Origin of the sequence: Kitasatospora sp. NPDC002551 (assembly GCF_040296005.1) — a bacterium.
Taxonomy (GTDB): domain Bacteria; phylum Actinomycetota; class Actinomycetes; order Streptomycetales; family Streptomycetaceae; genus Kitasatospora.
Genome location: NZ_JBEOWI010000054.1, coordinates 1 through 23927, shown reverse-complemented (window position 1 = coordinate 23927; position 23927 = coordinate 1). Strand labels below are relative to the sequence as shown.

19 protein-coding genes are annotated in these 23927 nt (G+C 75.2%); 2 read left to right on the top strand and 17 right to left on the bottom strand.

Annotated features, from left to right (window positions below; translation table 11 throughout):
• Window positions 1-40: 40 nt before the first annotated feature.
• Window positions 41-928 (bottom strand): nitroreductase/quinone reductase family protein, encoded by an 888-nt coding sequence (locus tag ABT093_RS32670; protein ID WP_350570532.1) that lies wholly within the window; start codon window positions 926-928, stop codon window positions 41-43.
• Between the two features lie 145 nt (window positions 929-1073).
• Here ABT093_RS32670 and ABT093_RS32665 point away from each other — a divergent pair, with 145 nt between their 5' ends.
• On the top strand, window positions 1074-1739 hold the full coding sequence (locus tag ABT093_RS32665; RefSeq protein ID WP_350570531.1) for an NTP transferase domain-containing protein: 666 nt from the start codon (window positions 1074-1076) through the stop codon (window positions 1737-1739).
• A 37-nt stretch (window positions 1740-1776) separates the two neighbouring features.
• On the opposite strand, the gene ABT093_RS32660 is transcribed toward ABT093_RS32665, so the two are convergent.
• The 11 genes from ABT093_RS32660 to ABT093_RS32610 form a co-directional block, all read right to left on the bottom strand.
• A complete protein-coding gene (locus ABT093_RS32660) occupies window positions 1777-2793 on the bottom strand; it encodes an RNA ligase family protein (protein WP_350570530.1) in 1017 nt (338 codons plus the stop codon).
• A gap of 69 nt (window positions 2794-2862) precedes the next feature.
• On the bottom strand, window positions 2863-3627 hold the full coding sequence (locus tag ABT093_RS32655; protein WP_350570529.1) for a serine protease: 765 nt from the start codon (window positions 3625-3627) through the stop codon (window positions 2863-2865).
• 96 nt (window positions 3628-3723) lie between these two features.
• Window positions 3724-5328 (bottom strand): amylo-alpha-1,6-glucosidase, encoded by a 1605-nt coding sequence (locus ABT093_RS32650; protein WP_350570527.1) that lies wholly within the window; start codon window positions 5326-5328, stop codon window positions 3724-3726.
• Window positions 5328-6167 (bottom strand): carbohydrate ABC transporter permease, encoded by an 840-nt coding sequence (locus tag ABT093_RS32645; protein WP_350570526.1) that lies wholly within the window; start codon window positions 6165-6167, stop codon window positions 5328-5330. Before ABT093_RS32645 ends, ABT093_RS32650 begins: the two co-directional genes overlap by 1 nt.
• Window positions 6168-6176: 9 nt before the next feature.
• Window positions 6177-7148, bottom strand: a complete 972-nt coding sequence (locus tag ABT093_RS32640; protein ID WP_350570524.1) for a carbohydrate ABC transporter permease — start codon at window positions 7146-7148, stop codon at window positions 6177-6179.
• On the bottom strand, window positions 7145-8464 hold the full coding sequence (locus ABT093_RS32635) for an ABC transporter substrate-binding protein (protein WP_350570522.1): 1320 nt from the start codon (window positions 8462-8464) through the stop codon (window positions 7145-7147). Before ABT093_RS32635 ends, ABT093_RS32640 begins: the two co-directional genes overlap by 4 nt.
• A gap of 92 nt (window positions 8465-8556) precedes the next feature.
• The gene (locus tag ABT093_RS32630) at window positions 8557-9318 is read right to left on the bottom strand and encodes an SDR family NAD(P)-dependent oxidoreductase (protein ID WP_350570520.1); all 762 of its coding nucleotides are present in this window, start codon (window positions 9316-9318) and stop codon (window positions 8557-8559) included.
• Window positions 9315-10418 carry an ATP-NAD kinase family protein gene (locus ABT093_RS32625; protein WP_350570519.1) on the bottom strand — a complete coding sequence of 368 codons (1104 nt, stop codon included), beginning with the start codon at window positions 10416-10418 and terminating at the stop codon, window positions 9315-9317. The genes ABT093_RS32630 and ABT093_RS32625 overlap by 4 nt, the downstream gene beginning before the upstream one ends.
• Window positions 10415-12004, bottom strand: a complete 1590-nt coding sequence (gcvPB, locus tag ABT093_RS32620) for an aminomethyl-transferring glycine dehydrogenase subunit GcvPB (RefSeq protein WP_350570518.1) — start codon at window positions 12002-12004, stop codon at window positions 10415-10417. The genes ABT093_RS32625 and gcvPB overlap by 4 nt, the downstream gene beginning before the upstream one ends.
• Window positions 12001-13380: an aminomethyl-transferring glycine dehydrogenase subunit GcvPA gene (gene gcvPA / locus ABT093_RS32615; protein WP_350570516.1), complete on the bottom strand. Its 1380-nt coding sequence runs from the start codon at window positions 13378-13380 to the stop codon at window positions 12001-12003. Before gcvPA ends, gcvPB begins: the two co-directional genes overlap by 4 nt.
• Before the next feature lie 9 nt (window positions 13381-13389).
• Window positions 13390-15390: a beta-galactosidase gene (locus ABT093_RS32610; RefSeq protein ID WP_350570514.1), complete on the bottom strand. Its 2001-nt coding sequence runs from the start codon at window positions 15388-15390 to the stop codon at window positions 13390-13392.
• Between the two features lie 130 nt (window positions 15391-15520).
• On the opposite strand from ABT093_RS32610, the gene ABT093_RS32605 reads away from it, so the two are divergent.
• A complete protein-coding gene (locus ABT093_RS32605; RefSeq protein WP_350570512.1) occupies window positions 15521-16165 on the top strand; it encodes a GntR family transcriptional regulator in 645 nt (214 codons plus the stop codon).
• 73 nt (window positions 16166-16238) lie between these two features.
• Here ABT093_RS32605 and ABT093_RS32600 read toward each other — a convergent pair whose 3' ends face one another.
• The 5 genes from ABT093_RS32600 to ABT093_RS32580 form a co-directional block, all read right to left on the bottom strand.
• Window positions 16239-17021 carry a peptidoglycan-binding protein gene (locus tag ABT093_RS32600; RefSeq protein ID WP_350570511.1) on the bottom strand — a complete coding sequence of 261 codons (783 nt, stop codon included), beginning with the start codon at window positions 17019-17021 and terminating at the stop codon, window positions 16239-16241.
• 120 nt (window positions 17022-17141) lie between these two features.
• Complete coding sequence (locus ABT093_RS32595; RefSeq protein WP_350570510.1) at window positions 17142-20987, bottom strand: hypothetical protein; 3846 nt, start codon at window positions 20985-20987, stop codon at window positions 17142-17144.
• Window positions 20984-21316, bottom strand: a complete 333-nt coding sequence (locus tag ABT093_RS32590) for a hypothetical protein (protein WP_350570509.1) — start codon at window positions 21314-21316, stop codon at window positions 20984-20986. Before ABT093_RS32590 ends, ABT093_RS32595 begins: the two co-directional genes overlap by 4 nt.
• Window positions 21313-23070: a hypothetical protein gene (locus ABT093_RS32585; protein ID WP_350570508.1), complete on the bottom strand. Its 1758-nt coding sequence runs from the start codon at window positions 23068-23070 to the stop codon at window positions 21313-21315. The genes ABT093_RS32590 and ABT093_RS32585 overlap by 4 nt, the downstream gene beginning before the upstream one ends.
• Window positions 23067-23927 (bottom strand): hypothetical protein (locus ABT093_RS32580; RefSeq protein ID WP_350570507.1); only part of this gene is annotated, 861 nt, incomplete at its 5' end. The genes ABT093_RS32580 and ABT093_RS32585, both read right to left, overlap by 4 nt.

The window sequence follows — 23927 nt, the reverse complement described above, 5'->3', positions numbered from 1 at the left end:
CACGGCGCGGCACCGTCACGGCGCGGGCGGACGGGAGCGGTCAGGAGGGCCGGCGCACGTCCAGCGCCGGGAGCAGGTGTTCCTCCTCGTAGGCGAAGTGCTCCTCCAGGCCGTCGATCACCCCGTCGACCTCCGCCCGCAGGGCGGCGACGTCGCCGCCGTCGGACGCGGGGCCGCGCTCCAGCAGCTCCTCCAGCCGGGCGAGGGCCCGCTCGACCGTCCTGTGCTCCTCGCGCAGCCGGGTGACGGCGGGCACCAGGTGCGGGAACTGCCGCTCGAAGGCGGTGAAGGCGCCGTCCTCGCGGGTGTGGTGCATCTGCAGTCCGTAGCAGAAGCCGAGGCAGCGGCGGTGCAGTTGCCGGGCGAGGTCGGCGCCCGGGCGGTCGGCGGCCCCGCCGTTCAGGGCGCTCTCGACGGCGGCCCGGACCTCGGCGATCTCGGCGCGCAACTCGTCGTGATGGGCGATCAGCTGACGGCCGATCATCCGGTTGCGCTCCTCGTCGCCGGCGAGGTCCAGCGGGTACAGGGCGACCACCGGGATGATCCGGTCGGTCTTCCGCTGGTACTCGCGGAAGGCCGGGTCGACGGCGCACTGCCGCTCGTACAGCCGGTCGCGCTCCTCGCCCTCCAGCACGACGGCGCGGGCGGCGAACGGCTTCACCCGCCCCTCGTCGGTGCCGGTCTCCACGGTGACCTGGGGCGAGGCGACCAGGTTGAGGTACCAGTCGGGGTGTTCCGGGCCGCCGGCGTTGGAGGCGAACACCAGGTAGCGGCCGTCGTCGTACAGGTGGACCGCCGGGGTGGTGTGCGGCTTGCCCGTGCGGCGGCCGGCGGTGGTGAGCACCACCATCGGGGCGCCTTCGAACATGCCGCCCACCTTCCCGTTGTTCTCCCGGAATTCCTTGATGATCCGTTCGTTCCAGCTCATGAGGGCGCTCCCATCGTTTGCTTTGAAAGCAAAGGTAAATGGAAGCGGCCCGCCGACGCAACGGTTCGCGCCCGGCGGGCCGGGCACGACCGGGACTCCAGCGGAGATGGAGGCGGCCTCCAGCGGAGGGCCGGAGGGTGGGCGCATGACAGCTGAGCCGTATCGGGAGAGTGTGCTCTGGTCGGTGGTGCTGCCGGTGCGGCCCTTCGGGGTGGCGAAGCAGCGGCTGGCCCGGCACAGTGGGCGTCACCACGCGGAGCTGGCCCACGCGTTCTACCTGGACACGCTGCGGGCGGTGCGGGCCACGCCCGGTGTCGGGCCGGTGCTGGTGGTGACCGACGATCCGCTGGCCGCCCGGCAGGCGCAGACGCTCGGGGCGGCGGTGGTGCCGGAGGGGCGGCGGGCCGGGCCGAACGCGGCCGCCCTCGCGGGGGCCGCGGCGCTCGCCCCGGACCGTCCGGTGGCCGTGCTCGCCTCCGACCTGCCCACCCTGCGGCCCCAGGAGCTGGCGGAGGCACTGACGCAGGCGCGGCGCCACCGGCGGGCCCGGGTCGCCGACCACACCGGCACCGGCGCCGCCGCGGTGACGGCCCTGCGCGCCGCCGACCTGGCCCCTTCCTTCGACCGGGCGGCCGGCGCCGGGGAGCCGCTGCTGGCCGCCGGTCCCGGTCTGCGGCTGGACGTCGACACCCCGGGCGACCTGCTCCGGGCCCGCGCCCGGGGGCTGGGCCTGTTCTCCGCCGCCGTCCTCGACGCCTGGGTCCGCCCACCGGAACCCCGCGCACGCCACCGTACGGCCGTGCCGGTCTGAGAAGGGCCGCGCGCGAGCGCGGCGGAGCGCGGCCGGGTCAGGCGGCGCGCCGGTCCTCGGCGTCGAAGCGGGCGAGGGCGAGGGCGGCCGGGGCGAGGGCCCGCCGGAGGGCGCGCCCGGTCTCGGGCGGCAGGCCGCCGAGGGCCTCGGCGAGTTCCCCGGTGAGGTCGGCGGCGATCTCCTCGGCGACGGCGGCCGCCGGGGTGCGGGGCCCGAGCTTGCTGACGGCGGCGGCCGCGCGGGCGGGGGTGAGCAGCGCGGTGGCCCGCACCAGGAGCCAGGCGGGGACGCCGGCCGCGCCGTCCGGCGGCGGCAGGTAGGGGCGGGCGCCGCCGAAGCGCTCGTCCTCGGCGAAGGCGGGCTGCTTGACCTTCAGCAGGGGCCGCGCCCCGGCCTCCGGCGGCCAGGCCCCGGCCGGCTTGAGGACGTAGCCCTCGGCCGGGTTGCCGTCCAGCGCGGGCAGGCCCAGCAGGGCCGGGACCCGGCTGGGGAACACGGCGGGCAGTTCCTGGAGCGCGGTCAGCCCGCCCCGGCCGAGGGCGGGGACGCACGGCAGCCCGGCGGCGGCCGCGGCCCCGCGCAGCGCGTCGTCGGCGAGCCAGCACGGGCCGCCGGCGGTCTCCACGGTGGCGTCGAAGGGCAGCCAGTGCAGGCCGGGCGCGTACCAGACGCCGGTCTGCACCGGCCGCACCCCGTCGACGGCGGGCACCCCGGGGTGCGGGTAGCCGCCGCCGGCGAGTTCGCCGTAGACGGTCACCACCGCGCCGGGGTCCGCGCCCGCGCCCGCCCGCGCCGCCGCCGCGAAGCGGGCCGCCGCGACCGCGAGCGCGGGCCAGATCCGGCTGACCCCGAAGAAGTCGTCGAGCGCCTCGTCGGCGAGGAGTTCGCGCCGCTTGGCGGGCCGCACGCCGCCGCGGTCGCAGACGACGGCGAAGTGCGCCCCGTGCACCTTCTCCACCGCGGCCCAGACGCGGGCGCCGGAGGCCGCGACGCCGCCGCGGGCCGGGATCTTGGGGTAGGGGCGCAGGTCCTGCGCGGTGCCGTCGGCGGTCATGCCACGGATCATCACCGGCCCGCCGCCGCCCGCGCAACGGGATTCCGGGCCGCCGGGGCCGCCGGGCCGTCAGCCGTTGCGGTGGGCGTCGATCCAGGGGCGCAGCGCGCCGATCCGGGTGTAGACGCCGGCGGTGGCGGGCCGGCCGCAGCCCGCGCCCCAGGAGATGACGCCGACCAGGACGCCGCCCTGGACGAGCGGGCCGCCGCTGTCGCCCTGGCAGGCGTCCTTGCCGCCGGCGTCCTCCCCCGCGCAGATCATCCGGTCGGTGACGACGGAGGGCCCGTACGCCCGGCGGCACGCGTCGCGCCCGATCAGGGGGACGGTGACGATCCGGGCGGCGGCGGACAGCGGGCCGCCCTCGGCGGTGGCGCCCCAGCCGGAGGCCTGGGCCCGGCCGGAGGAGGGGTCGCTGCCGGTGGCGGCGAGCGGGAGTGCGGCGATGCCGGTGGCGTCGAGCGGGGCGGCCAGGCGCACCAGGGCGAGGTCGTAGTCGAGCGTCGCGGAGCTGTAGGAGGGGTGCGCGACGACGGCGGCGGCCTTGACCCGCGCGCCGCCGGAGGCGTGCTGGAGGCTGCCGGCCCGCACGGTGAGCACGCCGGCGTCCGTGCCCGCGACGCAGTGGGCGGCGGTGACGATCGTCGTGGCGTCGAGGACGGTGCCGCCGCAGACGTGCGCGCCGCGGGCCAGCGAGACGAGATAGGGGGTCTGTCCGGCGCTCGCCGGCGTGCCGCCGACGATGGCGTTCGCCGGGGCCGCGGCGGTCAGCGCCGCCGCCCCGGCCAGCAGGGTGGTCACGAGGAGGACGAGGGTGTGCCTGAGCCGGGTTCGCATGGTCGGTGCTCCGTCCCTGTCGAGGTGGGCCTCCGTTCGCAGGCAAAGGGTAGTGACGGTGCGTCGGGCGATGAAGGGAGAATAGGGACAGTCGGATTATCGGACAGCCCTGGCGAGGTCCAGGAAGAGCGCCGCCGACCAGCCGAAGCCGGAGGTGGCGCGGGGCGCGCGGGCGCCGGTCAGGGGGTTCCAGTACTCGTAGAGGCCACCCCCGTCGCGGACCATGGCGAGCGTGCGCTCGCGCAGCTCGGCGGCGGTCTCCGGGAAGCCGGAACGATGAAGCCCCTCGGTCAGCAGGTAGTTGACGTTGAGCCAGACCGGTCCGCGCCACATCGCCTCGGGGTCGAAGGCGGGGTCGTCGAAGGCCACGGTCGGCACCGGCCGCTCGCCCCAGTAGGAGGGTGAGCGCAGGGTCCGCTCCAGGACGGCGGCGATCCCGGCGGGCAGCCGGCCGGTGAACAGGGGCATCAGGTCCAGCGCGGTGCGCACGGGCACCGGCGCGCCGGCCGCCAGGGTGGTGAAGCGGGTGCCGTCCCAGCGCCGGTCGACCAGCAGCCGGGCGTGCGCGGCGGCGCGCTCGCGCCAGCCGGCGGCCTCGGCGGGGCGGCCGAGGGCGGCCGCGATGTCGGCCAGCCGGTCGGCCTCCAGGACGAGGTAGGAGTTGAGGTCGGGCGGCTCGGCCCGCGGTCCGTAGTCCCAGACCGGGCTGTCGTCGAGCCCGGAGGAGTACGGGTGCAGGTACTCGGGCAGGCCGTCGCCGTCCGGGTCGGAGGCGGTGAACCACCACGCGTGCGCGCGCACCAGCCGCGGGTAGACCGCCTCCAGGAAGGCCGGGTCCGGGTCGCTGCGGTGGACCTTCCAGACGGCCCAGGCGGCGAGGGGCGGTTTGGTGACCGGGACCGGCGCGCGCTCGGGGCGCGCGCCGTTGGCGCTGCCGACGTGCTCGGCGAGCCGGGCGTGGTCGGCGCGCGGCAGGTCGGTGGTGTCGGCGAGCACGCCGTGCTCGTGCACCACGTCGGGCAGCCGGCCGTCGGGCAGCTGGTGGTCCAGGAAGAGCAGGATCTGGTCGCGGGCGAGCGCCGGGTCGCCGTGCCGCAGCGCGACGGCGTGGAACAGCGCGTCCCAGTTCCAGACCCCGACGTAGCCGTACTTGGACGGCACGAGGCCCTCGCGGCCCGCGATCGGCAGCAGGTTGACCGCCAGCGTCCACCAGGCCATCCGGGCCCGCTCGGCGAGGTCGGGGCGGACGGCCGGCATCCGGGCGAACCAGTCGGCCCAGCGGGCCTCGGCGGCGGCCCGCACGGCGGGGGCGGACCACCGCCCGGGCGGGCCGGCCAGCACGTGGCAGCCGTCCGGCGCGAGGGTGCGCCCGGTGCCGTCCGGCAGCCGCCAGGAGACCCGAGCGCCGTGCCCGGCGATCACCAGGGTGGCCGGGTCGGCGAACAGCAGCGAGACGCCGCCGGCGAAGGCCACCTCGACGGGCGTGGCCGAGACGACGGGCAGCGGACGCCCGTCGGCGTCGTGCACCAGGAGTCCGGTGAGTTCGGTGGTCTCGGCGAGCGGGGTCTCGTACTCGGCCCGGGCGACCCGCAGGCCGTCCGCCGGGCCGGGGCCGGCGGTGACCAGCAGACGCGCGCCGCGTTCGGTGAACGGCCGCTCCACGAGGTCGAGTTCGACGCCGAACGAAGGGGACGGGGACATCAGCGCCCTCCCAGGCCCGAGGAGGCCATGCTGTTGAGGATCTTGCGCTGCCCGACCAGGAAGGCGATCAGCATCGGCACCACGGTCATCGCGGACAGTGCCGCGGTGAGCCCGTAGTCGATGCCGCCGCGCTGGGAGTTGAAGGAGTCGAGCAGCAGCGGGACGGTGAAGAGCTCCGAGGAGTTGAGGAACACCAGCGGGAAGAAGTAGCTGTTCCAGCTGGCCAGGAAGACGATGATGCCGAGCGTCCACAGGCCGGGCCGGATGTTGGGCAGCACGATCCGCCAGAAGATCGTCCAGCGGCCGGCGCCGTCGATCCGGGCCGCCTCCTCCAGCTCCACCGGGACGGCCCGGATGAACTGGCGCAGCAGGAACACGGCGAAGGGGTTGGCGATGGCCGGCAGGATCAGCGCCAGGTGGGAGTCGATCAGCTGGAGCTTGGCCAGCATGATGTACAGCGGCACGATGGTGACCTGGGCCGGGACCATCTGGGTGGCCAGGAAGAGACCGAACAGCGGCCCGGAGCCGCGGAACGGGATCCGGGCGAAGGCGTAGGCGGCCATGGCGCCGGTGAGCAGGGTGGCGGCGACGGTGACCGCCGCGATGTACATGCTGTTCCAGTAGGCCCGCCCGATCGGCACCTCGTTCAGCACGTCCGGGTAGTTGCGCGCGCGCCAGGGCGAGGGCAGCCAGGACAGCGGCTCGTTGATCATCTGGCTGACGCCCTTGAAGGAGGTCAGCACCATCCAGACGAACGGGAACAGCATCAGCAGGCCACCGAGGACGAGCCCGGTGTGCAGCAGGAGCTGCCGGGGGGCGGTGGTGTGGCGGACGGTCATGGCGGCGCCTCAGGACTCGTAGTGGACGAGGCGCTTCTGCGCCTGGAACTGGACCGCCGTGACGATCAGGGTGAGCAGCAGCAGGAGCAGCGCGGCGGCACTGGACAGGCCGAAGTGGAACTCCCGGAAGCCCTGCTGGTAGACCTTGTAGACGATGGTCTGGGCGCCCTCGTTGTGGTCCGGGTTGACCAGCACGTAGACCAGGTCGAAGGCCTGGAAGGAGCTGATCACCGACACCACCACGGTGAAGAAGACGGTGGGCGACAGCAGCGGCAGGGTGACCGAGCGCAGGGTCTGCCAGGGCCCGGCGCCGTCGATCCGGGCGGCCTCCAGCAGGTTGACCGGGACGGTGGCCAGGCCCGCCAGGAAGATGACCACGTTGAGTCCGAGCGAGGACCAGACGGTCACCACCGCCACGGCGACCACCACCCAGTCCGGGTCGGCCAGCCAGTCGGGCAGGGTGATGCCGAACAGGTCGTGGACGGTGCCGTTGAGGATGCCGTCGGCGCCGCCGCCGAGGATCATCTGCCAGATCACCGAGACCGCGACCGAGCTGGTCACCACGGGCAGGAAGTAGACCACCCGGTAGGCGGTGCGCCCGCGCACGCCGTGCAGGGCGAGCGCGATCAGCAGCGCCAGCGCGAGGCCGCCGGGCACGGTGATCAGGCCGATCTTGAGGGTGTTCCACACCGCCCGGCCGAACTCCGGGTCGGTCAGCTGGGTGCGGAAGTTCTCCAGGCCGACCCAGGTCGCGTCGCCGAGGCCGTCCCAGCGCATGAAGGAGAGGACGACGGCGAAGCCGAGCGGCCCGACCAGGAAGACCAGCAGCCCGAGCAGCTGGGGGGCGAGGAAGACCAGGGCCCACCGGCGGTCACGGCGGCGCCAGAGCGGCTCGCGGCCGCGCGCGGCGGGGGCGGCCGGGGCCGGCCCGGCGGCGGAGCGCTTGCGCCGCCGGGCCGCCGTCTCGGTGACGGCGCTCACCCCTGCTTGCCCTTCATGCCGTCGACCAGGGTCTGCAGCTGGGCCATGCCCTCGTCGAAGCCGGTCTTGCCCTCCCAGATCTTCATCAGCTGGTCGTTGATCGCCTTGGTCAGGCCGGGGACGGCGACCTCGTCCGGGAAGTTGGCGAAGCCCCGGTCGCGCACGTCCAGGAAGGTCCTGGCGTGCGGCGGGTAGTTGGCGTCGGTCACCAGGTTCTCGGCGCCCCGCACGGACGGCACGCCGCTGCCGCCCTTGAGCCGCAGCTGCTGGCCCTCCTTGCTGACGAACTCGGTCAGGAAGGTGAAGGCCTCCTTCTGGTGCTTGCTGTCCTTGTTGATGGCCAGGTAGGAGGCGGCGACGGCGCCCGGGATCGGCTGCCCGGACTCGGACGGGAACGGCACGATGTCGTAGTTCGCGCGGTCGCCGCCCTTGTCGATGCCCTCGATCACCCAGCGGCCGCCGGCGTAGAAGCCGGCCTTGTGCTTGACGAACTGGGTGGCCGCGCCGTTGCCCTCGGGCAGCAGGTCGGCGGAGGCGAAGGTCTTGTCCCGGTAGCCGTCGGCGAGGGTCTTGAGCGCCTGGCGGGTCTTCGGGTCGGTGGTCGCGACGAACTTCCCGCCGTCCCAGACCTTGCCGCCGAAGCCGTTGACCACGCTGTAGTTGGCGCCGTACCAGTTCCAGAAGATCGAGCCGGTCAGGCCGGCGGCCTTGAGCTTGGCGTTCATCTCCAGGTACTTGGCCATGGTCCACTGGCCGGCCTCGTTGAGCGCGGCCGGGTCCTCGGTGATGCCGGCGGCGGCCAGGGCCTTCTTGTCGAACCAGAGCACCTCGGGGTTGGTGTCGTTGGGGACGCCGTAGGTGACGCCGTCCTTCTTGGCACCGCCGTAGATGCCCTCGAAGAAGTCGGCGGGCCTGCTGCGGCTGTCCGGCCCGGCGAGCCTGTCGTCGAGCGGGGAGAGCACGCCGTCGGCGACGAGCTTGCCGATGTAGTCGTCGCCGACGTAGAAGACGTCGGGGGCGGTCTTCGAAGTGAGCTGGGTGAGCAGCTTGGGCTGGTAGTCGTCGTAGGAGGCGACCTGCTCCAGCTTGAGGGTGATCTCGGGGTGGTTCTTGGCGAACTCGTCGGTGAAGGCCTTGAAGACCGCCGTGTCCTCGGCCGAGCCCCAGGTCGACCAGCGCAGGGTGACCTTGCCGCCGTCGGCCTTGTCACCGCCGCCGGCGCCGCCCGCGCCGTTGGTGCCGCTGCACGCGGAGACGGTGGTGGCCAGTGCCAGCGCGGCGGCGACCAGGGCTGTTCTTCTCCTGAAAGCGGACATCGGATGCCTCCTGGGCTTTCGTGAGGGGATGAGGTGGGTGGTACGGGTGGGGTGGGACGTGCGGGGGTGGGGTCAGACGTGCGGGGGTGGGGTCAGGCGAGGCCGCCGCCGTCGACGACGAGCGCCGAGCCGGTCATGTAGCTGCTGGCGTCCCCGGCCAGGAACAGCACGGCGGCGGCGATCTCCTCCGGCGCACCGGCCCGGCCCATCGGCCGGTCGGCGGCGTCCTTCTCGAAGGCCGCCCACTCCTCCTGGAGCTGGCGCGCCTCGTCGCGGAGCATCGGCGTCATGGTGTCGCCCGGGTTGACCGAGTTGACCCGGATCCCGGCGGCGGCGTGGTCGATCGCCAGGGCGCGCGTCATGTTGACGACCGCGGCCTTGGAGGCGCAGTAGGAGAGCGCGTTGGCGCCGCCCTTCAGCCCCCAGCCGGAGCCGGTGTTGATGATCGAGCCGCCCTGCGTCATCGCCGGCACGGCGAAGCGGCACATCAGGTAGACGGAGCGGACGTTGACCGCCATCACCCGGTCCCAGTCGTCGGCGGAGATCTCCAGCGCCGTCTGGCGGCGGATGATCCCGGCGTTGTTGAACAGCACGTGCAGGGCGCCGTAGGTCTCCACGGCGATGGTGACGACCCGCTCGCAGTCGGTCTCCGAGGAGACGTCGGCGCGCACCGCGACGGCCCGGCCGCCCGCCGCCTCGATCTCGCGGACGACCTCGCCCGCGTCCGCGAGGTCGGCGACGACCACGGCGGCGCCCTCGGCGGCGAACAGCCTGGCGGTGGCCCGGCCGATGCCGGAGGCACCGCCGGTCACGATGGCGACCTTGTTGCGCAGGGTTCCGGTGGGGTTGTTCATGGGAGCTCCTCACTCGCCGACTGGATGCGGTACAGCACGGATTCACGGTGTCCGGTGACCACCCGGACGTGGCCGGCGAGCGCGGCGTCGGCCAGCGGGTCGCCGGTGTCCACCAGCAGCGGCCGCCCGCCGAGCGCGGCGAGCTTCTGCTGGGTGGCGAGCACGACGATCCCGGCGAGCGCGTCCAGCACCCGGGGGCTGAACTGCTGGTTGCCGCGCCCGACGACGAAGCCCTGGCCGCCGATCACCGACAGCACGCCATGCGTCACCTGTGACATGGCAAGGGTGAGCAGCCGCTGCTCCGTCACGTCGCGGTCGAGCACGGCGCCGTCCCGCACGACGTCCACGCCCAGCGGCGTCAGTTCCAGGCCGAGCGCCCGCCCCACGGCGAGCGTGGTCGCGCCGGGCCCGAGCGCGTACGCGGTGCCGGGCCGCATGGCCGCCACCACCGCCCGGGCGATGGACTCCGCCGAGCCCGGCGGCGCCGCCGAGGAGCCGGTCTTGCGCCCGCTCAGCCGGGCCCGGGCGGCCGGCACCCGCACGGTCCCGTACAGCCGGGCGCCGACGCCGCCCGCCCGGTGCGCCTCCTCGTCGAGGTCGACCACCTCGGCCTCGGCGGTGCGCCCGTCGAAGGCGGCGGCGCCCGCGCCGGCCGCGGCCGGGCTGACCGCGAAGCAGCCCGAGTAGACCTTCACCCCGGCCGGCACGCCGAGCACCGGCGGGCGCGGCCCGGCGTCCAGGACGTCGCGCGCCGTCCCGTCGCCGCCCGCGAACAGCAGCAGGTCCACGTCCGCGAGCGCCGCCACCGCCGCCCGGGTGTCGGCCGCGCCGGTGGCCGGGCCCGCCGGGCGGTGGACGACCTCGTGGCGCACACCCGCCGCGAGCGCGCTGTCCTCCCCCATCGGCCCGGCCACGGTGCGCACCACCGCGTCCGGGCGCCGCAGGCGCAGGGCCCGCAGCGCGGCGGCGGCCCGGGCCCGCGCCCGGGGGACGGCGCCCAGCGCGAGCGCCCTGGCCTGGACGTCGGCCCCGTCGCTGCCCTTGAGGGCGACCTCGCCGCCGAGGCCCGCGACGGGGTTCACGATCAGGCCGACGATCATCCCGGCCGCTTCGCGCCGTGCTTGCGCAGGTAGGCGCGCCAGCTGGGCGACCACTGGGCCGGGTCGTCCAGCGTGACCGGGTCGGTCTTGTGGACGGTCTGCCGGTAGGGCGCGCCCCGGACGAACTCCGGGTCCTTGCGGGCCTCGTCGGCGACGTGCGCGAGGATCGCCGCGTACTCGTCGAGGTCCTCCCGGGAGTAGGACTCGGTCGGCTCCAGGGTGAACGGCTCGGGCACCACGTACGGGTGGTGGCTGGTCCAGTAGTGCACGCCGAAGTCCGCCGCCCGGATGCCGATCTCCTCCGAGTGCACACCGGTCTCCTCGGCGAGCTGCTGCCAGGAGTAGCGGACCTGCTCGACCCGCCGGCGCTCGGCCCAGGGCACCGAGGCACCGGGGATCCGGGCGACCCTGGCCAGCAGGTAGTTGTTGTTGAGCACGGCCGTCTCGGCGACCTCGCGCAGGCCCTCGGCCCCGAGCGCCATCACCCAGGCGTAGGCGCGCACCACGTTGGGGGTCACCCCGAGGAAGGGCCGGATCTTGCCGACCGAGCGCTCGGGGGCGGTGAGCGTGAAGGACCCGCCCGCCCGGTCGCCGGCGACCCGGTCGACCACCGGGCCGGGCAGGAACGGCACCAGTGCCTCGGAGACGCCGCACGCGCCGGCCGCCGGGCCGCCGCAGGCGTGCGGGGTGGAGAAGGTCTTGTGCAGGTTGAAGTGGCACAGGTCGAAGCCGGCGTCCCGGGCCCGGGTGATGCCGAGGATGCCGTTGGCGTTGGCCTGGTCGTAGCAGGCCAGGCCGCCGGCCGCGTGCACCAGCTCGACGAACTCGCGGATCCGCGGGTTGAAGATCCCGGTGTCCTCCGGGTTGGTGATCAGCAGGGCGGCGGTGCGCGGGCCGACGGCGGCGCGCAGCGCCTCGATGTCCGGGTTGCCGTCGGCGTCCGGCATCAGGGTGATCACCTCGTACCCGGCGACCTTGGCGCAGGCCGCGTTCGAGGGGTGCGAGAACATCGTGGTGATCACCTGGTCGCGCCGGTGCCCCTCGCCGCGGGCGGCGTGGTAGGCGCGGATCATCGCGATGTTGGCGTAGATCGCGGCGGAGCCGGCGCCGGGCTGCAGGGAGACCCGGGCCATGCCGGAGATCTCCTTGAGGATCTGCTCCAGCCGCCAGTAGATCTCCAGCACGCCCTGCACGGTGGACTCGGGCTGCAGCGGGTGCAGGGCGGCCACCCGGGGGTCGCGGGCGAAGGAGTCGTTGACCTTGGGGCTGTACTTCATGGTGCAGGTGCCCTGGCCGACGTCGATGTTGAAGTCGGCGCCGAGGGTCTCCTGGGAGAGCCGCAGGTAGTGCCGGACCACCTGGTTCTGGGAGAGCTCGGGCAGCGCGGGCGGGGTGCGGCGGGCGACCGCCTCGGGCAGTTCGACCAGGGGCGCGTCCGGGGCGGGCACGCCCACGCCGCGCCGGCCGGGCCGGGACAGCTCGAAGACGATCTCCTCGTCCCAGCGGGCCTGGTGGAAGCGGCGCAGGGCGGGCTTGGGCGCCACCGGCAGGGTGGCGAACGGCTCGGGTGCGTCGTGCGAGCTCACTTGGCGTCTCCAGGAGCGGCGGGGGCGGCGGGGGCGGAGGGGGCGGCGGCGAGGACGTCCCCGACGGCCGCGGCGAGGGTGTCGATGTCGGCGATGGAGTGCTGTTCGGTGACGCAGACCAGCACCTCCCGGGGCCCGAGCCGCACCCCGCCGAGGATGCCGCGCTCCAGCAGGGCGGCGAGCAGCGCGTCGGCGTCCGGCACCTCGACGGCGAACTCCCGGAAGTGCACGGACTCCTGGTGGCGCACCACGGCCCCGGCGGCGGCCAGCGCGCCCATCGCGTACCGGGTGCGGGCGAGGACCGTCTCCCCGAGCTCGCGCAGCCCCTGCGGGCCCATCAGCGCGAGGTAGACGCCGGCGGTGATGCCCCACAGGGCGGCCGCGGTGCCCACCCACTCCTTGCCCTCCTCGCGCACCGCGAAGGAGGTGCGGTCGTAGAAGACGTCGCCGAAGCCGTACTCGCCGGGGACGGCGGTCGGGGCGATGCCGAACAGCCGGGAGGGGAACTCGGCGACCATCCGCTCGTCGTCGTGGCTCGCGATGAAGCCGGCCTGCCCGCCGCCGTACTGCGGGTGCATGCCGAGCGACTGGATGTCCCCGCAGACCAGGTCGGCGCCCCAGGAGGCGGGCGGGGCGAGCACGCCGAGCGAGACCGGGTCGGTGCCGACCACCAGCAGGGCTCCCACGCCGTGCGCCAGTTCGGCGAGTTCGCGGCCGCGGGTCTCCACGACGCCGTGCACGGTGGGCGTCTCCAGGTAGAGGGCGGCGAAGGTGTCGTCGAGGCGGACCTCGCCCATCTCGCCGGAGTCCGCCACCGGGGCGAGCAGCACCTCGACGTCCGGGGCGAGGTAGTCGCGGATCTTGGCCAGCTTGTCGGCCGCGAGCGCGCCGCTGACCATCACCCGGGCCCGGCCGGTGCGGCGCGCGGCCATCCGCAGCGCCGTGCCGGCCGCCTGGTAGCCGTCGTAGGTGGGCACGTTGACGACGTCCATCTCCAGCAGCTCGGCCATCATCGAGACGTACTCGAAGAGGGCCTGGAAGCGGCCGTGGTCCTCGTAGGGCTCGCCGGCGTAGGCGGTGAGGAACTCGCCGCGGCCGTTGACCTCGTCGCAGACCGCCGGGACGTAGTGCGGGTAGCAGCCGTGGCCGAGGAAGCTCAGCAGCGCGGCGGGGTCGGTGTTGCGGGCCAGCAGGCCGCGCACGTGCCGGGTCAGGCCGTGCTCGTCGGCGAACGGCGCGGGCAGTTCCAGCGGGCGGTCCAGCCGCAGGTCGGCGGGGATGTCGCGGTAGAACTCCGCGACGTCGGGGGCGCCGATCTCGGCGAGCATCGCCGCCCGCGTCTCGGGCCCCGCGTTGGGGATGTAGGGGTGGGCCACGAACACTCCTCAGGGCGTCGTCGGTCGGGGTTTGAGGACCACGGCGTCGCGTGGTCCGACGGTCACGGGGCCGCCGGGCAGCGGACGGCCGGTCAGCAGGTCGGTCCCGGCTTCGGGCAGGGACACGGTGGCCGGCTCGGTCCCGTGGTTGAGCAGGAAGAGGTAGGGGCCGCGGCGGCAGGCCTCGACGCCGGCCGGCAGGTGCGGCCCGGTGACGCCCGCGGGCAGGTGCGCCCCGGTGACGCCGGCGGCGGACAGCAGCCCGTCCAGCAGCGGGGTCACGTCCTCGGGCAGGCAGGACAGGTAGGTGGCGGCGCCGCACCGGGTGACGGCCGGGCGGCCGTCCAGCGGACCGCCCCGGTAGCGGGCCAGCACGTCCGCCTCGTCCGTGGAGAGCCACTCGGTCCAGGTGCGGGCGAGCAGCCGGGTGCCGTCCGCCGTGACGATCTCCTGGGTGACGCCGTCCGGCAGCGGGCGCCACTCCTCGACGCGCACCCCGAGCAGCTCGCGCAGCGGCCCGGGCGCGCCGCCGTCGTGGACCTGGTCGTCGGGGTCGACCACCCCGCTGAACGGGCCGACCACCAACTGCCCGCCGAAGGCGGCCAGCGCGGCGGCGTGCTCGGCGGTGCACAGGTAGAGGTTGGGGGCGATCACCAGCCGGTAGCCGGACAGGTCGCGCCCCGGCGGGGCCAGGTCGACGGCGATGCCCCGGGCGTGCAGCGGCGCGTACCAGGAGAGCAGCAGCTCGTGCAGCCGCAGCCGGTCGGAGGGCATCGACTCGGGGGCCTCCAGCCCCCACCAGCTGTCCCAGTCGAGCAGCAGCGCGACCTCGGCCCGGGTGGTGGTGCCGGCCACCTCGGCCAGCCGCCGCAGGTCCGCGCCGAGCGCGAGCGTCTCGCGCCACTGGCGGGTCCCGGTGCCGCCGTGCGGGAGCATCGCCGAGTGGAACTTCTCCGGGCCGTACCTGGCCTGGCGCCACTGGAAGAACATCACGCCGTCCGAGCCGTGGGCGAGGGCCTGCAGGCCGTGCAGCCGCATCACGCCCGGGTCCTTGGGGACGTTGACCGCGCGCCAGCTGACCGCGCTCGGCGCCGACTCCAGCAGCAGCCAGGGCCCGCGCTTGAGCGAGCGCATCAGGTCGTAGCTGAGCGCGGCCTTCACCGCGGCGCGCGGGTCGGCCGGGTCCGGGTAGGCGTCGTCGCTGACGACGTCCTCGGCCGCGGCCCAGGTCCAGTAGTCGAGGTCGCGCAGGACGCTCATGAAGTTGGTGGTCACCGGGACGTCCGGGGTGAGCTCCTTGAGGACGGCGCGCTCGGCCTCGAAGCAGGCGAGCAGCGCGTCGCTGGAGAACCGCCGCCAGTCCAGCAGCTGGGCCGGGTTGACCGGCCCCGGCGCCTTGCGGGGCGGCTCCACCTGCGTCCAGTCGGTGTAGTGCTGGCCCCAGCAGGACGTCCCCCAGGCGGCGTTGAGGCCGTCCAGGGAGTGGTGGCGCTCCTGGAGCCAGCGGCGGAAGTCCCGGGCGGACTCCTCGCAGAAGCACTCGGCGGTGTGGTCGGCGTACTCGTTGCTCACGTGCCACATCGCCAGCGCCGGGTGCGCCCGGTAGCGCTCGGCCATCGCGCGGGCCAGCCGGACGGTGGCCGCGCGGAACACCGGGGAGGAGGGGCAGTAGCCCTGGCGCGAGCCGAACTCCAGCCGGGTGCCGGCGGCGTCGACCGGCCGGACCTCCGGGTGGTCGCGGACCAGCCAGGGCGGCGGGGTCGCGGTCGCGGTGGCGAGGTCGACGGCGATGCCGTGCGCGTGGAGCAGGTCCAGCACCCGGTCCAGCCAGCCGAACTCGTAGCTCCCCGGCGCCGGTTCGAGCCGGGACCAGGAGAACACCGCGACCGTGACCAGGTTGACGCCGGCCTCGGCCATCAGCCGGACGTCCTCCCGCCACACCTCCTCGGGCCACTGCTCGGGGTTGTAGTCACCGCCGAACAGCAGACCCGGCACCCGTGTCAGGCCCATGCTGCGCCTCTCCCCCGGGGTCGTGGAGACCCCGTTCCGCGTCGTCCCGCATTTTGTATTCAAAATGCATAGTGCAGTACACTGGGGCGGGTCAAGAGGTGTGCTTCGAATCCGGAGGTTGGGGGACGCGATGGCGATCGAACGCCGTCCGCTGCGCGAGCAGATCCGTGACGAGCTGATGGACCGGCTCACCCGCGGCGAGTTCGCGGCGGGAACCGATGTCAACGAGGCCGTGCTGGCCGCCGAACTCGGCGTCAGCCGCACCCCGCTGCGCGAGGCGCTGATCGCGCTTGCGGGCGAGGGCGTGCTGGAGAGCAGCCAGGGGCGCGGCTTCCGCTTCGCGCCGGTCAGCCGCAAGGAGTTCCGCGAACTGGTCGCCATCGTGGCGGCCCTGGAGGCGCTGGCGCTGGAGTCCTCCGACCCGGACCACCTGCGGACCATCGCGCCCCGGCTGCTGGACCTCGCCCAGGGCTTCCCCGACCAGGTGGCCGAGCACGCCACGGTCGACCGGCGCGACGACGAGTGGCACGGCCTGCTGCTCAGCGGCTGCGCCAACGAACGCCTGCTGGACCTGCTCACCCGGGTCAAGGCCGGGATGCGGCGCTACGAGAACCTGGTCGTCGCCGAGGACGAGCCGGTGGCCCGCGAGTCGGAGGAGCACTGCGAGATCGCCCGCCGCCTCCTGGAGGACGACCTGCCGGGCGCCATCACCGCCCTGCGGGCCAACTGGATCGGCGGCATGGAGCGCATGCTCGCCCACCTCCCGGAGGACTAGGGTCCGTACGGCGGAACGCCCGCCGCCCCGGGTGCGGGCGGCGGGCGTTCCGGCCCGAACGGGCGGTGGGAGATCAGGACTTCGGGACGTGCAGGCGCGCCCAGGAGGAGGCGCCGGGCCAGCCGTCGGCGTCGGTGCCGGCGTAGCCGAGCTTGCGCTGCCAGCGGGCGTAGCTCTGGCGGTCGGCCTCGCTCCACTGGGGGCCCGGACCCCGCTGGTAGGCGCCGCAGCCCTCCTCCACCAGGCGGCGGCCCATCGCGGTGATCAGCGGGCTGCGCGGGCCGGTGCGGAACCACTCCGCTCCCGGGAACGGCGCCCAGCCGCCCTCGCCGGGCGTGCCGGTGCCCGCACCGGGGCCCGCGCCCGGCTCCAGCGCGCCGGAGGTGACCAGGTGGTAGAGCGGCGCCCCCGGGCAGTCGGTGGCGTAGCCGTCCCGGTGGCCGCGGATCTCCCGGCCGGCGCCGTTGGCGCGCAGGTAGGCGATGGCGTCGCGCAGTCCGGCGACCTGGTCGGCGGTCGGGCCGGTGTGGCCGCTGTCGCCGACGAAGGCGAGCACCGCGAAGTGGTCGCGGTTGAGCGCGGTGTTGCCGTTGGCCGCGTTCTGCGCGTTCCGGCCGCGGCCCTCGAAGACCCAGCCGTGCTCGCAGACGGCGAGGTTGTACGCGAAGTCCGACCAGCCGTTGCCGTCCATGTGGCTGTTCTGGACCTTGCGCATGTACCCCGCGCAGGTGCCGTGCTCGTCGGCGCTGTACGGGCCGCCCAGGTAGTGGACCTTGACGCCCCGGTTGGCCGGCACCGCCGGGTGGCCGTTGCGGGCCGCCCGGGCGCCCCACTCGGCGCGACTGACGAACTTCATCGCGGTACTTCCCCCTTCGTTCCGTGCCGCGCGGCCGTCCCCCGGCCCGCGTCCGTGCTCCGCCGAGCGTGCCGCCCGGGCCGTGCAGAGCGCGTGCAGAGCGCGTGCAGCGGGCCGGGCTCAGCGCCCGGCGGCGTCCCCGCGCACCAGGGGCGTGTAGTGCGTCCGCAGCTCCTCGATCCGCCGCAGCAGCGCCGCCAGTGCCTTGTCCTCCGCCACCCGGATCTCGTCCACCTGGCGCGTGGTGTAGCCGAAACGGGCCGCCTCGTCGTAGGTGATCTCGTGCCAGCTGCGGTTGTTCTTGCTGCTGTTGGCGGAGTGGCCCATCCGGCGCAGGTTGTCCTTGTGGTCTCCGAGGGCCTGCAGCGCCCGGTACAGCTCCTCCTGGACGGCGGGCGCGGCCTCGGCGTACAGGCGCAGCAGCGGGACGAGTTCGTCCAGCTTGGTGATCCGGTCGAGGGCGACGAGGTGGTCGGTGGCCAGCCCGGGCCGTGGCTTCTTCGCCTCGACCTCCCGGTCGACCAGGCGCTTCCAGGCCTTCTCGCCCATCACCTCGTCGAACGAGGTCCGGCTCCGGTCACGGTAGTTCCGTCCCTCCTTGCGCATCACGTCGATCAGTGACCGGCTCTTCTCCCGCACCTCGTCGGCGAGGGCCTCGCTCACCGTCCGCAGGTTGACCTGTTCCGCCGCGGCGGACCGCGCCGCGCCCTCCGCCTCGTCGACCGCCTGCCGCAGCCGCCAGGAACGTCCCAGCCACTCCAGGTACGTCACCTCCCCGGCCGAACGGCCTCCCTCCGCCGACAGTGCGTCGAGTGCCTCGAAGCGGTCCTCCGGTGCGAGCCTGCCGATCTGCGTGATCCGTTCCGCCAGCGCGGCGGGGCGCGGCGGCCGGGCCGCGGCATGGGCCTCAAGGGCCCGGCGGGCCGCGTCCGCGTCCGCGAAGTGCTCCGTGCCCGCGGCCCGCGAACGGCCGAGGGCCTGGTCGACCCGCTGCTTGCGCGCCACCGCCAGCGCCTGGCCCTCGGACGAGTAGAGCCGCACCGGGCCCTCGCCGCGCTTGCGGCCGGGCCGGTCCTCGGCGGCGATCACGCCGCCCTGCCCGGTGCTCCGGGCGGCCAGGACGCTCTCGTGCCGGGCGAGTTGGCGTCGCAGGTGGGCGGCCCTGACCGGGTCCCGTTCGGCGGCGATCATCGGGGTCAGCTTCCTGATCTCCTCCCTGGCGTCCCAGGCCCGGGTGCCCGGCTCCGGCACGAACTCGCCGGTGATCAGGGCCCTGACCTGCTCGATGACGATCGCCGTCCCGCCGGACAGGCCCTGGTACTTCCGCACCTCGCGGATCGTGGCCAGGTGGGCCGCGGCGTCCTCGGGGGTGGCGTCCGGGCCGGCGGCGATCCGCACCCTAGCGCGGCCCAGGGCGTCGTACTCGTAGTGGACCCGGACGGTGCGCCCGCCGCCCTCCAACACCTCGACGCCGTCCCGCAGTTCGGCCGGCAGCGCCGCGACGAAGCGGGGGTCGGGGGTGGCCTGCCGCAGCACCACCGGGGAGCCGGTGGCGGCGCCGCCGCCGTCCAGCGCGGCGCCCTCGGCCGACGCGCCCAGCTTCAGCAGGGCGCCCGACGCGGCCGCCTCCCCCAGCACGCCGAGGACCTCCCGCTGCTCGCCGCGCGCCACCGCCGCGTCCAGCCGCAGCGCCAGGTCCACGTCGGCGACCACCAGTTGGGTGGTACCGAGGGCGCCGTCCACCCGGGCGACGAAGGCCAGCGCCCCGGCTCCCCTGGTGATCCGCAGGACCTGGGCCCCCCTGCCGACCGCCCCGGTGAGGTTGCCGCCGAGGTCCAGCGCGTCCAGCAGGGTCTGCTGGTCCGCGTGCAGCTCCCCGGAGAGCGCCCGGTCGCGCAGCCGCACGACGGCCGCCGCGGCCCCGCCGACCTGCGACAGCGCGATCAGCGGGGCGCCGGCGTACGGGGCGCCGGCGATCGACAGCACGGCGCCGCCGACGAACAGGAAGGTCGAGGCGGAGGACAGGAAGGACGCGAGCGGGATGTCCCCGGAGCAGCGCAGCGCGACGGCGCGGGCCGGGAACGCCTGCCCGGCGAGGGTGAAGCCGTCGGTCTCGGCGAGCACGGCGCCCTTCGGGTAGGGCACCCGGGCGAGGTCGGCGAGCGCCCGGTCCAGCGCCTCCTGCGGGGTGTCGCCGCCGCCCTCGTAGTACCGGCGGCGCCCGGAGGGCGAGAGGTCCCAGATCCGCAGGTGAACCCCGGCGGCCGGGGCGTCGGGGGCGGTGGTGACGTACAGCTGGAGCGGGACGGCCGTCGGCTCGCCCTCGCCCGCCACCCAGGCGGCGCGCAGCGGCACCGCCTCACCGCGGGCGAGGGTGCGGTCGACGAGGGCGAGGTCCTCGGTCAGCCGCTGCCGGGCGGCGCGCGGGCTCTCCGGCGCGGCCCCCGGGCGGCTGCCGGGCTCGACCGCGACCCGCTGCTCCAGCACCACCCGGTGCGAGCCCTGGCTCCAGGTCAGCTCGCAGCCGATCTCGTAGCGGCCGGGCAGGTCGGCCCAGCGGACCTGCCAGAAGTCGTTGAAGGCCCGGCCCGGTGCGAGCCGTCCGGTCGGGATCCCGGGCCTGAGCAGGCCCGGGGAGACGGCCGCCTCGCCCCGGCCGAGCGGGCTGCGCACCTCCCCGGGCGGCGGCGGGTCCAGGGCGCGGACCTGCCAGCGCAGCCGCACCTCCTCCCCCGGGTGGTCGGTCCAGAGCAGCTGGTAGCGCACCTCGCTGCCCGGCGTCGCCGGGCCCTGCGGTTCGGCGGCCAGGTAGGGCCCCGGGCCGTTCTTCTCCCGGGGCCCGGCGAGGACGCGCATCCGCTCGTCGTACGCGGACTGCAGCGCGGCGCGGAGCGCGGCCAGGCCGGGCGGGGCGGCGGCGCCGGAGCGCAGCACGATCCGGGCGAGGTCCCCGGGGTCCAGCACCAGCAGGGAGGTCCAGACCTCCTGCCAGAACTCGCCGTCCCGGAAGAGCCGGCAGGAGACGACGTGCACACCGGTGGTGTCGGCGGGCAGGTCCCACCGGTGGGGTTCGGTGTTCCGCGGGCCGGTGAGGTCGCCGGAGGGTCCGGTGCGGACCGCGTCGACCAGGCCGCCGCCGAGCGCCCGGTAGGCCGGGTCGGGGCGCAGCCGCCACTCGGCCCGGACGGGGTAGGCGTCCTCGGGCAGCCGCAGGCCGATCCGCACGGTGCTGCCGCGCGGGACCGGGCCGCCGCCGGACCCGCCGGAACCCTCGACCACCAGCCGGACGCCGCCGGTGTGGTCGAGTTCGCCGGCCTCGCGCAGGGCCGCGGCGGCGAGCACCCCGGCGCGCAGCGGCGCGGGCAGCAGGCCCGGCTCGACGCGCAGGCGTGCGCCGGCCGGCAGCGGGCGGTCGGCGACCTCCGGCGGGCGGCGGGAGAGGTCGTGTTCGGCGGCCCAGAGGTCGCGGTTGTACCAGTAGACGAGCAGCCGCCAGTCGTCCGGGCGGCCGTAGAGGCGGCGGGCCGCCTCGCGGACGCTCATCGACTCGGTGAGCCAGAGGGCGGGGCGGCCCTCCTCGGCGAGGTCGTACGCGGAGTTGGGGCGCAGGCTGAAGCCGCGCGGGAGGGCACCGGGCCGGTCCGCCGCCCGGTCCGCCGCCGGGTCCGCCGAGGTGCCCCCGGCGACCGGTGCGGCCGCGGCCGGCAGGGCGGCCGGCGCCGTCAACTCCTCGATCAGCGCGCTGACTTCCCGCTCCACGCGGGCGCGGACGCCGGCCGGCAGCCCGGCCGTGCCGGGTCCGGACCAGCGGAAGGAGGGCGCCGCCGCCGTCCCGACCGGCGCGGTGGCGGTGGCCCGGGCCAGCGCCCGGACGAGCGCGGCCCGCAGCCGGGGGCGGTAGGAGCCCTCGGCCGCGGCCGTCGCGTCGAGGCGCAGCCGGACCGGCACGGTGACCTGGGGGATCATGCCGGACGCCGCTCCGTCCGCAGGCGGCCGGGCGAGGCCGCGGTGAGGGTGTTGCCGTACGTGTCGGACCTGGCGTCGCCGGCCAGCAGCACCGGCCGGCCGTCGCAGCGCAGCCGGGTGTCGGCGGCGGCGAGGGCGACGGTGCTGTCCAGCGCGCCGCTGTTGGAGGTGAAGTGGAAGGCGCCGCTCGCCGCGAGCAGCGGCGCCGTGCCGTCCACCCGCAGCCTGGACGCCGCCTCGGTGGTGACCTTGACGGCGGCCCAGGTGCCGTTGGCCGGGGTGGTGCCGGGGGTGGCGGTGACGGAGCCCGCTCCGGGGGCGGCGCTCATGCCGGCTCCCCGGAGGGCGCCGCCGCGGCCTCGTGCCGGCGGTCGAACGCGGCCTTGTCGGCCTCCGGCTCCAGCCGCTCGATGTCGGCGCGCACGGCCTTGACCTCCCAGCAGAAGGCGTGCGAGGCCTTGGAGCCGTCGACCGTGCGGACGGTGAAGCGCCCGTCCCGCACCCGGGAGGCGGCCAGCGCGCAGAGCGGCTCGTCGTCGTCCTCGAAGACCGGGGTGAGCTGCACCGTGCGGCCCTCGGCCAGGGTCAACGCCTCGAAGTAGTCCGGGAGTTCGACCACGGCCCGGCCGTCGGCGAGCCGGCCCTCGCCGCGCTGGTAGACGCCGTTCTCGGGCCCCTCCAGCGCGGTGTGCAGGAGGTACTTCTCCTCGGGGGCGAGCGGGTGGTCGATGAGGAACTTCTTCTCCTTGGCGTAGACGATCCCGGTGCAGCGGATGTCGCCGTTGTTGTACATCCGGACGGCGGCGCTGCCGAGGTCGCCGATCGTGCCGCCGAGGTAGATGCCGCCCCCGAAGTTGGCGTCCCAGGCGGTGACCCGGTTGAGCGCCGGCTCGTAGTCGCCGACCGACAGGCCTCCCTGGACGTGCAGCAGGCCGCTGCTGCCGAAGTACTGGTTGCTGACGACCGTCTTGCCGGGCCCGGCGAGGTGCAGGTTGCCGCTGCCGACCAGGGTCTTGTCCCGGCCCACGTACACGTCGCCGGTGGCGCGGACGTCGTTGACGGCGAGGTTGCGGGCGGTGACGTCGTTGACGGCGAGGTTGCGGGCGTAGACGTCGGCGTAGGGCTTGCTGTCGGCGGCGTAGTCCAGGGACGGCCAGTCGGCGCTGCGGTCGACGAACTCGAAGCCGCGGCCGGCCCGGAAGGAGAACTGGGCGTGCTGGACGCCGCTGCCGTGGAAGCCGAGCGCGCCGAGGACCTCGCCCTGCACGGCGGTGTTGCCGTCCAGCTTGCCCGTGTGCAGCATGCCGCCGCCGATCCGCAGGCGGGTCCTGGCCGCCTGGAAGAAGTCGATCAGGTCGTCGGGGTCGTTGCCGTTGCCGAGCACCAGCTGGGTGTTCTCCCCGTTGTAGGGGAAGTACCGCAGGAACGCCTCGTCACCGGTGCCGCCGCCCGGGTCGCGGGGGAACATGATGCCGTTGGCGGCGGTGCCGCCGACCGAGGGGACGATCGCGCCGGTGGCCCGGACGTCCTTGCCGGCCAGGTTGGCGCCGGTGATGTCGCCCTCCGCCGTCAGCGTGCCCTTCACGGTGTACTGGCCGGGGATCACCAGGCCGGCCGCGACCCGGCCGGTGGCGCTGACCGTGCCCTTGCCGGCCGCCCGGCGGAAGGTGCCGAGCACGATCTGGTCCGCTCCGGCGGCGCCGGTCAGTTCGACCTTGGGCTCCTCCGTCCACCGGGTCTCGCCGGGCACGCCGGTCTCGTCGCTCGGGTCGGTGGCCCGCTCGCTGTAGCGGACGGTGACCAGCAGCGTGAGGTCGCCCGCGCCCGGCACCGGGACCTGCGCGGCGGCCGGCAGGACGATCAGCCGGCCCTGCCGGTCGACGGCGTGCCCGGCGGCGACGGTGACGCCGGCGTCGGTGCAGGTGACGGTGAGGCCGGTGACCACGCCCGGGCTGTAGAACAGCGCGGTGAGCAGCTCGCGGCGGGAGCGGTGGTAGCGCTGCTCGGTGTCGAAGTCGTCGGCGCGCAGGAACTGGTAGTCGAAGTAGCGGGGCCGCTGCATCGGCGGGACGGGCTGGGTCACGGCTTCTCCCCCTGGCGAGGCTTGAGGTAGGTGTCGACGCGGACGGTGGCGCGCACGCCGACCTGGAGTCCCGCGGTGATCGGTTTGAAGACCCGGTCGGCGAGGCGGCCCCGGCCGGGGCGGTAGTCCCGGTAGAGCCGGGACTGTTCGGGGCTCAGCGGGGTCGGGTCGGGGCCGCTGCCCAGCACGACCCGGCCGCGCCGGATCGGCGAGGTGTCGACCGCGATGCCGGCCGGGTGGACCCGGTCGAGCAGGTTCATCAGCGCCTCGTACTCGCGGTGGCCGAGGGTGCCGCCGGGCAGGTCGACGCTGAACTCGTAGGGGTCGGTGCGCCGTCGGCGGGCGTAGCCGAGGGCGACCACGACGCCGGCGCCGCCGTCGGCGGTGCGCACCGTGGTGCCGGGGCCGGTGGTGGCGGACAGGGTCAGCGAGCCGCGCAGCGGCACGGTCTGCCAGCGGAAGCCCACCCCGCGGCGGCGGTTGAGGTTGGTGCCGACCTGCGGCAGCGGGACGGCGCCGAGCACCAGGGCCAGGGTGCGGACCCCGCCGGCCGGGGCGAGCACCACCGGCAGGGCGGAGACCAGCCACTGGTCGCGCAGCAGGCCGACCAGCCGGCGGAGCCTGGCGACCGCCTCGGCCCGGCCCGCGAGCAGGTCGGTGCCGAGCTGCCCGGGCAGGGTGATCACGGTGTACAACTCGGCGGGCAGCGACGGCAGTTGTTCGAGGGCCGGGACCGGGTTGGCGACCGCCGGCAGCCCGGCCGCCCGGAACGCGGCGACCGCCGGGTCGGCGGCGCCCAGCTGCTGGGCCTCGGCGCGCAGCCGCTGCACGGCCGCCGCCCGGTCGGCGGGGACGGC

Bases quoted from the DNA above. Each gene is read 5' to 3' on its own strand.
- ABT093_RS32670 (WP_350570532.1), bottom strand. From the start codon at position 928: ATGAGCTGGAACGAACGGATCATCAAGGAATTCCGGGAGAACAACGGG.
- ABT093_RS32665 (WP_350570531.1), top strand. From the start codon at position 1,074: ATGACAGCTGAGCCGTATCGGGAGAGTGTGCTCTGGTCGGTGGTGCTG.
- ABT093_RS32660 (WP_350570530.1), bottom strand. From the start codon at position 2,793: ATGACCGCCGACGGCACCGCGCAGGACCTGCGCCCCTACCCCAAGATC.
- ABT093_RS32655 (WP_350570529.1), bottom strand. From the start codon at position 3,627: ATGCGAACCCGGCTCAGGCACACCCTCGTCCTCCTCGTGACCACCCTG.
- ABT093_RS32650 (WP_350570527.1), bottom strand. From the start codon at position 5,328: ATGTCCCCGTCCCCTTCGTTCGGCGTCGAACTCGACCTCGTGGAGCGG.
- ABT093_RS32645 (WP_350570526.1), bottom strand. From the start codon at position 6,167: ATGACCGTCCGCCACACCACCGCCCCCCGGCAGCTCCTGCTGCACACC.
- ABT093_RS32635 (WP_350570522.1), bottom strand. From the start codon at position 8,464: ATGTCCGCTTTCAGGAGAAGAACAGCCCTGGTCGCCGCCGCGCTGGCA.
- ABT093_RS32630 (WP_350570520.1), bottom strand. From the start codon at position 9,318: ATGAACAACCCCACCGGAACCCTGCGCAACAAGGTCGCCATCGTGACC.
- ABT093_RS32625 (WP_350570519.1), bottom strand. From the start codon at position 10,418: ATGATCGTCGGCCTGATCGTGAACCCCGTCGCGGGCCTCGGCGGCGAG.
- ABT093_RS32610 (WP_350570514.1), bottom strand. From the start codon at position 15,390: ATGGGCCTGACACGGGTGCCGGGTCTGCTGTTCGGCGGTGACTACAAC.
- ABT093_RS32605 (WP_350570512.1), top strand. From the start codon at position 15,521: ATGGCGATCGAACGCCGTCCGCTGCGCGAGCAGATCCGTGACGAGCTG.
- ABT093_RS32600 (WP_350570511.1), bottom strand. From the start codon at position 17,021: ATGAAGTTCGTCAGTCGCGCCGAGTGGGGCGCCCGGGCGGCCCGCAAC.
- ABT093_RS32595 (WP_350570510.1), bottom strand. From the start codon at position 20,987: ATGATCCCCCAGGTCACCGTGCCGGTCCGGCTGCGCCTCGACGCGACG.
- ABT093_RS32590 (WP_350570509.1), bottom strand. From the start codon at position 21,316: ATGAGCGCCGCCCCCGGAGCGGGCTCCGTCACCGCCACCCCCGGCACC.